9 protein-coding genes, 1 pseudogene and 1 riboswitch are annotated in these 12,469 nt (G+C 48.2%); of the genes and pseudogenes, 9 read left to right on the top strand and 1 reads right to left on the bottom strand.

Annotated elements, in window-relative coordinates; translation table 11 throughout:
* Nucleotides 1-176: 176 nt before the first annotated feature.
* Nucleotides 177-278: riboswitch (guanidine-I (ykkC/yxkD leader) on the top strand.
* A gap of 66 nt (nt 279-344) precedes the next feature.
* The 4 genes from ACW5MY_RS18555 (at nt 345) to ACW5MY_RS18540 (ending at nt 4,400) form a co-directional block, all read left to right on the top strand.
* On the top strand, nt 345-1,181 hold the full coding sequence (locus ACW5MY_RS18555; RefSeq protein ID WP_003150818.1) for a YitT family protein: 837 nt from the start codon (nt 345-347) through the stop codon (nt 1,179-1,181).
* Between the two features lie 164 nt (nt 1,182-1,345).
* Entirely contained in the window at nt 1,346-2,239 is an 894-nt protein-coding gene (locus ACW5MY_RS18550; protein WP_013354094.1) for a PucR family transcriptional regulator, read from the top strand.
* A gap of 118 nt (nt 2,240-2,357) precedes the next feature.
* Nucleotides 2,358-3,458, top strand: a complete 1,101-nt coding sequence (locus ACW5MY_RS18545) for an ABC transporter ATP-binding protein (RefSeq protein ID WP_013354093.1) — start codon at nt 2,358-2,360, stop codon at nt 3,456-3,458.
* A 99-nt stretch (nt 3,459-3,557) separates the two neighbouring features.
* Nucleotides 3,558-4,400 carry a polysaccharide deacetylase family protein gene (locus ACW5MY_RS18540; protein WP_013354092.1) on the top strand — a complete coding sequence of 281 codons (843 nt, stop codon included), beginning with the start codon at nt 3,558-3,560 and terminating at the stop codon, nt 4,398-4,400.
* Nucleotides 4,401-4,435: 35 nt separating this feature from the next.
* Here the strand turns inward: ACW5MY_RS18540 and cimH are convergent, their stop codons facing one another.
* Nucleotides 4,436-5,779, bottom strand: a complete 1,344-nt coding sequence (gene cimH, locus ACW5MY_RS18535) for a citrate/malate transporter CimH (RefSeq protein WP_462061639.1) — start codon at nt 5,777-5,779, stop codon at nt 4,436-4,438.
* 500 nt (nt 5,780-6,279) lie between these two features.
* On the opposite strand from cimH, the gene ACW5MY_RS18530 reads away from it, so the two are divergent.
* From ACW5MY_RS18530 to ACW5MY_RS18510, 5 genes and pseudogenes are all read left to right on the top strand, one after another.
* Entirely contained in the window at nt 6,280-7,686 is a 1,407-nt protein-coding gene (locus ACW5MY_RS18530) for a cytochrome ubiquinol oxidase subunit I (RefSeq protein ID WP_013354090.1), read from the top strand.
* Nucleotides 7,670-8,047 (top strand): annotated as a pseudogene (gene cydB, locus ACW5MY_RS18525) (cytochrome d ubiquinol oxidase subunit II); the annotation flags it as partial. The gene ACW5MY_RS18530 and the pseudogene cydB, both read left to right, overlap by 17 nt.
* Nucleotides 8,048-8,103: 56 nt before the next feature.
* Complete coding sequence (gene cydD / locus ACW5MY_RS18520) at nt 8,104-9,807, top strand: thiol reductant ABC exporter subunit CydD (RefSeq protein WP_013354088.1); 1,704 nt, start codon at nt 8,104-8,106, stop codon at nt 9,805-9,807.
* Entirely contained in the window at nt 9,804-11,534 is a 1,731-nt protein-coding gene (gene cydC / locus ACW5MY_RS18515) for a thiol reductant ABC exporter subunit CydC (RefSeq protein WP_013354087.1), read from the top strand. Before cydD ends, cydC begins: the two co-directional genes overlap by 4 nt.
* A gap of 91 nt (nt 11,535-11,625) precedes the next feature.
* A complete protein-coding gene (locus tag ACW5MY_RS18510; RefSeq protein ID WP_061573610.1) occupies nt 11,626-12,456 on the top strand; it encodes an NAD(P)H-hydrate dehydratase in 831 nt (276 codons plus the stop codon).
* Nucleotides 12,457-12,469 lie beyond the last annotated feature (13 nt).

Below are 12,469 nucleotides of genomic sequence, written 5' to 3'. Positions count from 1 at the left end.
ATACAATTTTGAGAAAAACAGTATTTTAATGATTTTTTAGTCATGTATTTTTAGGTCCTTTTTTAGTGTCGTCAGAACGGTCAAATTTTTCATAGGTTTATGGAAAAAAGAGAGGTTGAACATGCTCGCGATTTCCCGTATAATCTTGAAAGAAATACAAAAACTGAACATAAAAAACAGTGGTTTTCTAGGGTTCCGCAATGCTGAATTGGTCTGGACCGAGAGAAAACACACAGCAGGTTTTTGCTGTGACACGGTGGGATAAAAGCCCGGGAGTTTCTGCTCTTTTGATGAAGAGTGCTCTCCCCGGGCTTTTTTGATTTTATAAAAAGGGAGTGTCTGGGATGAAAAAAAGATTGCTGGATGTGCTGATGCTGATCATTGGGGCTTTTATCTTTGCATTGGCTGTTAATTTATTCGCCATTCCGAATGATCTTGGAGAGGGCGGGGTAACGGGAATTACCTTGATCTTGTACTATGTGTTTGAATGGTCGCCAGGGGTGACGAATATCATTTTGAACGGAATTTTATTGATCATCGGATATAAATTTTTAGACGGAAAAACAACGCTTTATACGATCATTACGGTTGTCGCCAACTCGCTGTTTCTGCATCTGACGCATGATTGGCACTCGCCGTCACATGAACTCATTATTAATACTATTTTTGCGGGTGTGTTTGCCGGTGTCGGAATCGGGATCATTATTCGAGTCGGAGGCACGACGGCGGGATCTGCTATTTTGGCGAGGATTGCGAATAAATATCTCGATTGGAATATCAGCTATGCGCTTTTGTTCTTTGATCTGATTGTCGTCTTCAGTTCTTATTTCATCATCGGCGCGGAAAAAATGATGTTTACCATTGTCATGCTTTACATCGGAACGAAGGTGATGGACTTTATCATTGAAGGTCTGAATACGAAAAAAGCGGTGACGATTATATCTGAGCATAAGCACGAAATCGCTGAACAGGTCAACACGCTTATGGACAGAGGGGTGACGCTGCTGTCGGGTAAAGGAAATTACACAGGGCAGTCAAAAGAAATTTTATATATCGTCATCCAGAAGCAAGAGCTCTCCATGCTCAAGAAAATTATTAAAAGCTGTGATACAAAGGCGTTTGTCATTGTTCATGATGTGCGTGACGTGTTTGGAGAAGGCTTCGTCGATATCTCTAAATAAAAAAGATCCCTCTGCTGGTGCAGAGGGTTTTTTCATATCCGGCAGAAGCGTTTATGATTCGTTTCCCGGGAAATAGCCGGAAAGCTGTTTCGTAAAACTCAGTGGATACAATCCGCCGGACGTTTTATACTGAAAATATGATAGAGCGATAGAGAGGAGCGCATATGAACCCGATATTGGCAATTTACCCGAGGGCTGTGTTGTCTGATACGTGCTGTACGGCGGAGGATGTCTTTTGTTTTTATGATGAGAAGAGGCGGGTCTATGTCGCCATTCCGAAGGAGGATATCACCCAGAAGGAGAAACTGCTTCTGAATTCGTTTTTGACACCCGCTGAAGAGAAGGGCGTTTTTTTCCCGGAGACAGCGGCGGCAAAGAGGTGGCGGCGTTTTCTGCTGGAAGAGGGCCTGGTGCCTGAAGTCAAGGAGCCTCGTATCCGTTTTATCCATTATGATTTATTAGGAGAAAGGGATTGGGGGGCATTTACGGAAGCGCTTCGCCATTTCTGGCCGGTTCCGTATACAGTTGTCCGGACGGGAAGGGATCAGGGCGTGATTGTAGAGGAAGAAAAGCTTGAAGCGCCTGATCAGGATGATATCGCATCTTTTGTAAAGGTTCTTGAAGCCGATTTTTATTTCAGTGTCCGTTTTTTCATCGGAAGGTATTACGGCGCCGGAGAACGTCTGCGCCATCATTATCGGAGAGAACAGCAATATTTTCAGAATGGCAGGCGCCATCTCCCGCAGCTGAGCACGATGACCGCGGAAACGGTATTTCCGGCAATGCTCACGGAAGAAAGCAGGGAAAAGCTTTCCGCATTGCTTCAGGAAGAGGCGGCGTTGCTGTTTCAGAAAGAACCGGAGCTGAAGCATACGATTCAGGCTTTTATTGAACATAACTCGAACATGTCGCTCACATCGAAAAAACTGCATTTGCACCGCAACAGTCTTCAATATCGGATTGATAAATTTGCGGAACGCTCGGGGATTGATATTAAAACATATCGGGGCGCTCTGCTGGCTTATTTTATTTGCCTGCAGTATGAAAAGTCACATTAAATGGGAAATATGCACGAAGGCAGCGGACTTTTTTTATGTACATTGCCCATACACGCCGCCGCCGTGCGCTGTTACAATCCTATTTAAGAAAGCGTTTTCAAGAAAAGGGGGATATGACATGGCGGAACTTCGGCTGGAGCATATTTATAAGTATTACGATCAAAAAGAAGCGGCTGTCGATGATTTTAACCTTCATATTAAAGATAAAGAGTTTATCGTGTTTGTCGGTCCGTCGGGGTGCGGAAAGTCGACAACACTGCGGATGGTTGCCGGGCTGGAGGACATCACGAAAGGCAATTTTTACATCGGTGATACGAGAGTGAATGACATCGCTCCTAAAGACAGGGATATCGCCATGGTGTTTCAAAACTATGCGTTATATCCGCATATGACAGTCTATGATAATATTGCTTTTGGTCTGAAGCTGAGAAAAATGCCGAAACCGGAGATTAAAAAACGGGTCGAAGAAGCAGCGAAAATGCTGGGGCTCACAGAGTATCTGCACCGCAAGCCGAAGGCGCTCTCCGGCGGACAGCGGCAGCGGGTTGCTTTGGGACGGGCGATTGTCAGGGACGCCAAAGTATTCCTGATGGATGAGCCGCTGTCAAATCTGGACGCAAAGCTTCGGGTACAGATGAGGGCTGAAATTATTAAGCTCCATCAAAGGCTGCAAACAACCACAATCTATGTGACGCACGACCAAACCGAAGCGCTGACGATGGCGACACGCATTGTGGTCATGAAGGACGGAAAGATTCAGCAGATCGGCACACCGAAAGAAGTCTATGAACATCCGGAAAACGTATTTGTCGGAGGGTTTATCGGCTCCCCCGCGATGAACTTTTTTAAAGGAAGGCTGACAGACGGCGCCATTCAGATCGGTTCAGCCGCTCTCAGCGTGCCGGAGGGAAAAATGAAAATGCTCCGGGAAAAAGGCTATGCCGGCAAAGATGTCATCTTCGGAATCCGTCCGGAAGACATCCATGACGAGCTGATTGTGGTAGAATCCTATAAGAATTCATCCATCACAGCTAAAATCAATGTCGCGGAATTGCTTGGGTCAGAAATTATGGTTTATTCCCGGATCGGGGATCAGGATTTCATCGCCAGGATTGACGCCCGCCATGACATTCACGCCGGTGAGGAATTGACTGTCGCTTTCGACATGAATAAAGCCCACTTCTTTGACAGTGAAACAGAAATCAGAATCCGCTCATAACACAAAGCCGGACAGCTGGATGTCCGGCTTTTTTGATGTAACAATTTTATCAGCATAACCGATATAAAAAGTAAATATAAGACAGAAAGCAGGAAAACCATGAAACGCATCATCATGTGCATGTGCCTTTTGGCTGCCGTGTTTACGCTTGCCGCCTGCTCGGGGCATGAGGCAAGTACCGAACAGAGTATTCCGAAGGCGGAAGAGCACCACGAAAAAAAGTCCGTACATCCGCAAATAAAAAAAGAGCCGGATACGTCGGCATGGGTTAAAACGAAAGGAACGGCGAGACTGCCGATTCTGATGTACCACAGCATTTCTGAGGGGAACAGCCTGCGTGTGCCGAAGGAAGAATTCCGGCAGCATATGAAATGGCTTCATGATCACGGCTATTATACGATGACTCCGGAAGAAGCCTATCTGATGTTGACGGAGGATAGAGAGCCGCGTGAAAAATGCGTTCTGATCACATTTGATGACGGCTATACCGACAATGTAAAAGAGGCGTATCCGATTTTAAAGAAATATAAAATGAAAGCGACTATCTTTATGATCGGAAATTTTATCGGACATAGAAATCATCTGACTGAGAAGCAGATGAAGGAGATGGCCGCACACGGCATTTCCATTCAAAGCCATACGATGAACCATCTTGAGTTGAACGGACTCACACCGGAACAGCAGCGCCGTGAAATGGCGGACTCCAAGCATTTATTTGATCGAATGTTCGGGCAGCGGACGTCTGTGCTCAGCTATCCTGTCGGACGGTATAATAAGGAAACATTAAAAGCCGCCGCTGCATCAGGCTACCGTATGGCGGTCACGACGGAACCGGGTGCGGCATCAAGAGATCAGGGCCTTTACGGGCTTCACCGTGTACGTGTGTCGCCTGGTATGTCCGGCGCGGCATTCGGCTCTTATATTCAAAATGTGATGAACTAACAGAGCCTCCGCATATGGCGGAGGCTTTTTTCCGTTTAATAGAATTGATGAAGCAATAGAAGGGTGACGCTCACGGTAATCGCCCCGCCGATTCTGGTGGACACTTGGGCAAACGGCATAAGCTCAAGCCGTTCGGCGGCGCTTAAGATCGCGACATCGCCGGTGCCGCCCTGTCCGGAATGGCAGGCGTTAATAATCGCCGTCTCAATCGGGTACAGGTTCAGCCATTTTCCTGTCAGGAAACCGACGGCCATCATCGTGACGACGATTGATAAAATGGTAATGATGTTGCTGATAGTAAACGCTGCAATGAGCTTGTCCCATGGTGTCATTGAAACGCCGATCGCAAATAGGAGCGGATAGGTCACGGCTGTCGAGAAAAAACGCGAGACGCCGAAGGCTCCGTTTTCAATCGAGGCCGGCGCCAGCCTGAACAGCTTAATAAGCACGGCAAGGACGAGCATCACGACAGGAGCCGGAAGCTGAAAGAAATCATGCGCCAGCATGCCGACCAAATATAAAGAAACAGCTAAAATGCCTCCGGAAGCGAAAAAGGACAAATCAAACGTTTTGTCATTGGCCGGCTGTTCCAATGCCGGAGCGTTCTGATCAGACTTATCAACCTTCCCGTTGCCCGTCCATTCCGGTTTGCTTTTACCGATGACATTCAGCAGGCCCGATAACATAATGGCGCAAAGGCTTCCGAGCATGATGGACGGCAGCACAAGCGCAAAGGCTTCCCCCTGGGACATCGGCATAATATCGGAGTAGCCGATGGATAAAGGAATCGCGCCTTCACCGACACCTCCAGCCATAATCGGGACGACAATATAAAGCAGCGTGTGCTGAAAGCCGAGGCCGAGCAGGGTCCCGACGCATAAGCCGACGATGGCGGCTGCGATCGAGCCGGCGATAAGCGGAATAAAAATCTTGACGAAAGCCTTAACGAGCGTCTCTCTTTTCATCCCGAGAATACTGCCGACGACGATACCGGCAATAAATAGATAGAGAAAGTTAGAGCTTTCCGTGAATTCTGTTGTTGAAGTGATAATGTCTTTCGGAAGCAGGTGGTAGTAGACGACAGCGGACGGAATAAAGGTTGCGAGGATCGCAGGGCCGCCGATGGAACGCACGATCGGAATGGATTTTCCGATCTGGCCGAAGGTAAATCCGAAAAAACTCATGACGGCAATCGATGTCAGGATGTCGCTTTTTACATCGCGGCTCATGACAAACACCGTAATAAGCAAGAACAGCAGGATATAGATAGGAAGTGGAATAATGCCGATTCTTATATTCATTGCTCTGGCAAACCAGTTATCAGTCCGTTCCTGTTTTTGGAATGATTCCGTTTGAAAATTTGGTTGAAGTTCTCCCATGCTTGTTCCCCCAGTCGTTATGTAGTGAAAAATATCCCCATTTAAAGTATACTAAAAAATTTAAATTGTTCATATATTATGAATTTACTAGAAGATATACTTTTTCTTCGTTTTCTTTCTCAAAAAGGCGATCTGACGGGCTTTTTCACTGCATAAAGCATTTTGTTCGCCACACGAATAAAAAAGAGGTACGATATCAAAGGGACAAATATCCTAGATGCTGACATAAATTCTCTATAAATTCGACAATAATCGGTCACAATTTCAGCCTATTTTTAGGTATATTGATCTTTTTTTTTAGGCCGAATCGTTGTAAAGTAATGATATTGAATCATTTCTATGACAGCCGCTGACCCCAGGGTGTACAGGCTGATAATTCATTAGTTTTGACAAATTTGTGAAACATTGAGCAAATATATCATTCTTTGTGAAATAGCGAGCAAGGATCTTGTCGTGTTTGTGAAATGTTGAGCAATTTACCAGATTGGAGGAAAAACATCATGAGTGAGTTGGTTTTAGCCCGCATTCAATTTGCATCTACAACATTGTTTCACTTCTTGTTTGTGCCTATGTCTATCGGGCTTGTGTTTATGGTTGCTTTGATGGAGACGCTTTATGTTGTCAAAAAACAAGAGACCTATCTCAAAATGGCTAAATTTTGGGGACATCTCTTTTTAATTAACTTCGCTGTCGGCGTCGTCACAGGGATTCTTCAGGAATTTCAGTTCGGTTTGAACTGGTCTGATTATTCCCGCTTCGTTGGAGACGTATTTGGAGCTCCGCTTGCGGTTGAAGCGCTTTTGGCGTTTTTTATGGAGTCTATTTTTATCGGATTATGGATTTTCGGTTGGGACCGTTTATCTAAAAAAGTGCATTTGCTTTGCATTTGGCTTGTATCCTTCGGAACGATTATGTCATCTTTCTGGATTTTGACGGCAAACTCATTCATGCAGGAGCCGGTCGGCTTTACGATTAAAAACGGCCGCGCGGAAATGAGTGATTTCGGGGCGCTTTTAACAAACCCTCAGCTTTGGGTTGAATTTCCTCACGTCATTTTCGGAGCGCTTGCAACGGGTGCTTTCTTTATCGCCGGTGTCAGCGCATTTAAATTATTGAAGAAAAAAGAAGTGCCGTTCTTCCATAAATCGTTCAAGCTTTCGATGATTGTCGGGCTGATCGCCGGTATCGGCGTTGCGTTCAGCGGACATATGCAGGCTGAGCATTTAATGGAATCGCAGCCGATGAAAATGGCTGCCAGTGAAGCGCTTTGGGATGACAGCGGTGATCCTGCTGCGTGGACGGCTTTTGCGAACATTGATACGAATAAAGAAAAAAACACATCTGAAATTTCAATTCCTTACGCACTGAGCTACTTGGCTTATCAGAAGTTCAGCGGCAGTGTTAAAGGGATGAAAACACTTCAAAAAGAATACGAAAAAACGTACGGAAAAGGCGACTATATCCCGCCTGTTAAAACGACGTTCTGGAGTTTCCGCATTATGGCGGGAGCGGGCGCGCTTATGATTTTTGCCGCAATTGCCGGTTTTATTCTGAACCGCCGCAAAAAGCTTCATACGAGCAAGTGGTACTTACGCGGTATGGTCGCGCTGATCGCATTCCCATTCATTGCGAACTCTGCCGGATGGATTATGACTGAAATCGGCCGCCAGCCGTGGACGGTCATGGGGCAAATGACGACCGCACAATCCGTTTCGCCTAACGTAACGACGGGATCTCTGCTGTTTTCAATTATCGGCTTCGGCGTCATGTACTTGATTTTAGGCACACTGCTTGTCTTCCTATTCGTTCGTGAAATTAAAAAAGGTGCGGACCATGATGATCACAAGGATGTTCCTGTATCAACGGATCCGTTCAGTCAGGAGGTCTACCATGGGGTCACTTCATGATCTTTGGTTTATACTCGTTTCGGTTTTGTTTGTCGGATTTTTCTTTTTAGAAGGTTTTGATTTCGGTGTCGGCATTTCGACCCGATTTCTTGGCCATAATGAATTAGAACGCAGAGTGCTGATTAACACCATCGGCCCGTTCTGGGATGCGAACGAGGTATGGCTGCTGACAGGGACGGGAGCGATTTTCGCGGCATTCCCGAACTGGTATGCGACGATGCTGAGCGGATATTACATTCCGTTTATCATCATCCTTCTTGCCTTGATGGGCCGCGGTGTGGCATTTGAATTCCGCGGGAAAGTGAATAATTTGAAATGGGTCAAAACATGGGACTGGGTGGTTTTCTTCGGCAGTCAGATCTGGAGCTACTACGTCTTCCGGAAACGCGTCAGCCATAAGGAGCCTATGACTTATTAATGGGAAAAGACCTGTTTCTTTATAAAGGAATGAAGCGGATTCTTGCGATCATTACGGGATTAACGATAATACAAACGGCCGCCATTATCTTGCAGGCGGAATGGCTGAACCAGGCGGTAACCGGATTGTTTAACGGGAAGCGGATTGCTTCTCTTTATCCGGTTATCGGCTTTTTCCTGCTTGCGTTTTTGGTCCGGCATGCGGTGACAGCGGTTCGGCAGAAAATCGTGTACCAATATGCCGCTCAAACCGGCGCGGACTTAAGAAAAAGATTTCTTGAGCAATTGTTCCGTCTCGGCCCCCGCTTTGCGAAAAAAGAGGGGACGGGCCGGATGGTAACGCTGGCGATGGAAGGCATCAGCCAATTCCGCCGCTATTTAGAGCTGTTTCTGCCGAAAATGGTCAGCATGGCGATTGTGCCGGCAGCCGTTGTCATTTACGTGTTTTTTCAGGATAAAACATCGGCTTTGATTTTGATTCTGGCGCTTCCGATTTTGATTGTATTTATGATTCTGCTCGGGCTTGTCGCGCAGAAAAAAGCCGATCGCCAATGGAAGTCCTATCAGACGCTTTCCAATCATTTCGTGGATTCGCTCCGCGGACTGGAGACATTGCGGTTTTTAGGATTAAGCAAATCACACAGCAAAAATATCTTTCATGTCAGTGAGAGATACCGTAAGGCGACGATGAGCACGCTCCGGGTCGCGTTTTTATCATCATTCGCCCTTGATTTCTTTACGATGCTGTCGGTGGCGACAGTTGCGGTGTTTCTCGGCTTACGGCTGATAGACGGGCATATTCTTCTCGGTCCGGCATTGACCGCGCTGATTCTCGCCCCTGAATATTTTCTCCCGGTCCGCGAGGTGGGAAATGACTACCACGCGACATTAAACGGGCAGGAGGCGGGAAAAACGATTCAAGCGATTTTGGCGCAGCCCGGTTTTAAAGAAGAAAAGCCGCTCGAACTTGATACGTGGACTGACGGGGACGAATTACAGCTTACGCGTTTGAACGTCCGTGAATCGATGTCTGAATTTAATCTGTCCTTTAAAGGGAAGAAGAAAATCGGGATTATCGGTGAAAGCGGGGCGGGAAAATCGACACTTATTGATGTGCTGGGCGGCTTTTTAGAGCCTGCGTCCGGTGAGATTAAGGTCAACGGTGAATCCCGCTCACATCTGCAGTCGGACAGCTGGCAGAAGCAGCTGCTTTATATTCCGCAGCATCCGTATATTTTTGATGACACGCTTTTGAATAATATCCGGTTTTATCATCCTGATGCTTCCCATGAGGAAACGGCGCGCGCCGCCGCTTCGGCGGGTCTTTCCGACCTGATTCGTAATCTGCCCGGCGGTCTTGACGGCCGGATCGGCGAGGGCGGACGGGCGCTCAGCGGAGGGCAGGCTCAGCGTGTCGCGCTGGCCAGAGCCTTCTTAGGGAACCGGCCGATTCTCCTTTTGGATGAGCCGACCGCTCACCTTGATATTGAAACAGAATATGAAATAAAAGAAACGATGAAAGACCTGTTTGAAAACAAGCTTGTCTTTCTGGCCACTCACCGTCTTCACTGGATGCTTGAGATGGACGAAATTATCGTGCTTGATCACGGCGCGGTAGCGGAAATCGGCACCCATGACGAATTGATGGCAAAACAAGGCGTATACGCCAAACTTGTAAAGGCGCAACTGGGGGAAAGAACATGAGGAAAGAAGAATGGATTCTGCCGTATATTAAGCAAAATGCCCGTTTGTTTGTTCTTGTGATTTTTTTAGGCGCGGTGACGATTTTTTCGGCGGCCTTTCTCATGTTCACTTCCGGTTTTTTGATCTCAAAGTCGGCGACAAGGCCTGAGAATATCCTGCTCGTGTACGTTCCGATTGTGGCCGTGCGCACCTTCGGGATTGCCCGTTCAGTCTCCCGATATGCTGAGCGTCTGACGGGGCACCATATCATTTTGAAAATCGTGTCCGACATGCGGGTGCGGCTTTACAATATGCTGGAGCCGGCCTCGCTCATGCTTTCCTCCCGTTTTAGGACGGGCGATATGCTCGGCATTTTGGCTGAGGATATTGAGCATTTGCAGGATGCGTTTTTAAAAACGATTTTCCCGGCGGTTTCCGCTTTGCTGCTGTATGCGGCATCCGTTATCGGGCTCGGCTTCTTTTCCTGGCCGTTTGCCGCTTTTGCGGCGATTTACCTGTTTGTATTGGTTGTATTATTTCCGGTTGTATCGCTTCTAGTGACGAGAGCGAAAAACATGAGGCTGAAAAGCGGCCGGAATACGCTCTACAGCCGGCTGACAGATGCCGTGCTCGGCGTGAGCGACTGGATGTTTTCTGGACGTCAGGCCGCCTTTATTTCCTCTTATGAAGAGAAAGAAAAGGCATGGTTTGACCTTGAGAGCAAACGTCAGCGCTTTACGAGGCTGCGTGACCTCGCCGCGCAATGTCTTGTCGGCGGTTTCATATTGATCATGCTGTTCTGGACGGCGGGTCAGTATGCGGACGGCAGCATCGCCAACACGATGATCGCGGCCTTTGTGCTTGTCGTATTTCCATTGACGGAGGCTTTTCTGCCCCTTTCGGATGCGCTGACAGAAGTGCCTTCTTATCAGGATTCCATCAGCAGAATGAGTAAGGCGGCTCCGGAGCTGCGGGGGCGTGAGGTGAAGCAGTCAGATGAGAAACTGGATGTATCTGATGTGACACTGACATTTGATAACGTGACATTTTCTTATGATCAGCACAGTCATGTGCTTGACCATTTTTCCTTCACTCTCCGCCAAGGTGAAAAAATGGCGCTACTCGGCAGAAGCGGCTCAGGTAAGTCGACTTCTCTCGCTTTAATTGAGGGCGCCTTAGTTCCCGATTCGGGCAAAGTGACGCTGAACGGGCTGGAAACTGCGGCCGTGCAGGATCAGATTTCCTCAGCGGTAGCCGTTTTGAATCAGAAGCCTCATCTCTTTAATACGAGCATTATGAACAATATCCGTCTCGGAAACGGCAAGGCGAGCGATGAAGATGTCAGGCGTGCGGCGCGGCAAGTGAAGCTGCATGATTATATTGAATCACTGCCTGACGGGTATGAAACGTCCGTGCAGGAGACGGGGATTCGTTTCTCCGGCGGGGAACGGCAGCGGATCGCGCTTGCCCGTATTCTGCTCCAGGATACGCCGGTCATTATCCTTGATGAACCGACGGTCGGCCTTGATGCGGTCACCGAAAGTGACTTGCTTGAGACCATTTTTGACGTCTTTAAAGAGAAAACGATTCTCTGGATCACACACCACTTAGCAGGTGTGGAAACAGCTGATAAAATCGTCTTTTTAGAAAATGGAAAAGCAGAAATGGAAGGAACCCATCAAGAGCTGCTTGCAGAAAACGAACGGTACCGGAAGCTTTACCGTCTTGACGTTCCGATCAGAACATAAACAGCCGCAAACGAGCGGCTGTTTTTTTTGTGCGGTTTAAAATTGCTCCTGATTTGGAATATAAATAGGAGACAGACGAGGAGGTACAGAGATGAACATACTTGATTGGACGGAGCAGGATGTGAAAGACACACTGCCGAAACGGGACGCAGACAGCCATAAAGGAACGTTCGGGACGGCGTTATTGCTGGCTGGGAGCGAAGATATGCCGGGAGCCGCCCTTCTGGCCGGATTGGGCGCGATGAGAAGCGGTGTCGGCAAGCTTGTCATCGGTACGTCGGCAGGCGTCATCCCGCTCATCGTCCCGGTGCTGCTGGAAGCGACATACTGGCGTGACGGCTGGAAAAAAGCCGCGGACGGCCAGCCTGAAGAGAACATCCGGGCTGCGGCCATCGGGCCGGGACTCCCGCAAACGGATGAAGTGCAACAGGCGGCTGATCAGCTGCTTTCTGCCGATTATCCCGTCATACTGGATGCGGGCGCCATTACGAAAAGAACCTATCCAAAGAGGGAAGCCCCGGTGATCTTGACGCCTCATCCCGGCGAATTTTCCAGAATGACAGGCCTTCCGATTCAGGAGATTCAGCAGAACAGAGCCGCATATGCCGCGGAGTGGGCGGAGCGGCTTCGTGTCACGATTGTCCTGAAAGGAAACGAAACCATTATCGCTTTTCCCGATGGGGAGTGCCGCAGGAATACAACCGGAAACGGCGCGCTTGCAAAAGGCGGGACCGGCGACACGCTGACGGGAATGATCCTCGGCATGCTGTGCTGCCATCAAGAACCGAAGCATGCCGTATTGAACGCCGTCCGTCTTCACGGCGCCTGTGCGGAATTATGGACGAAAGAGCGCTCCGCCCATACCTTATTGGCGCACGAACTTTCTGAACTGCTGCCGCGGGTGTGGAAACAGTATGAATAAAGAAGAGGCGTCT

It is taken from the genome of Bacillus sp. Bwzl_19, assembly GCF_054900515.1.
The sequence above is the reverse complement of the archived record's forward strand: the minus strand, read 5'-3'. Positions and strand labels throughout refer to the sequence as shown.

Coding starts and splice junctions, on each gene's coding strand:
- ACW5MY_RS18555 (WP_003150818.1), top strand. CDS start 345: ATGAAAAAAAGATTGCTGGATGTGCTGATGCTGATCATTGGGGCTTTT.
- ACW5MY_RS18550 (WP_013354094.1), top strand. CDS start 1,346: ATGAACCCGATATTGGCAATTTACCCGAGGGCTGTGTTGTCTGATACG.
- ACW5MY_RS18545 (WP_013354093.1), top strand. CDS start 2,358: ATGGCGGAACTTCGGCTGGAGCATATTTATAAGTATTACGATCAAAAA.
- ACW5MY_RS18540 (WP_013354092.1), top strand. CDS start 3,558: ATGAAACGCATCATCATGTGCATGTGCCTTTTGGCTGCCGTGTTTACG.
- cimH (WP_462061639.1), bottom strand. CDS start 5,779: ATGGGAGAACTTCAACCAAATTTTCAAACGGAATCATTCCAAAAACAG.
- ACW5MY_RS18530 (WP_013354090.1), top strand. CDS start 6,280: ATGAGTGAGTTGGTTTTAGCCCGCATTCAATTTGCATCTACAACATTG.
- cydD (WP_013354088.1), top strand. CDS start 8,104: ATGGGAAAAGACCTGTTTCTTTATAAAGGAATGAAGCGGATTCTTGCG.
- cydC (WP_013354087.1), top strand. CDS start 9,804: ATGAGGAAAGAAGAATGGATTCTGCCGTATATTAAGCAAAATGCCCGT.
- ACW5MY_RS18510 (WP_061573610.1), top strand. CDS start 11,626: ATGAACATACTTGATTGGACGGAGCAGGATGTGAAAGACACACTGCCG.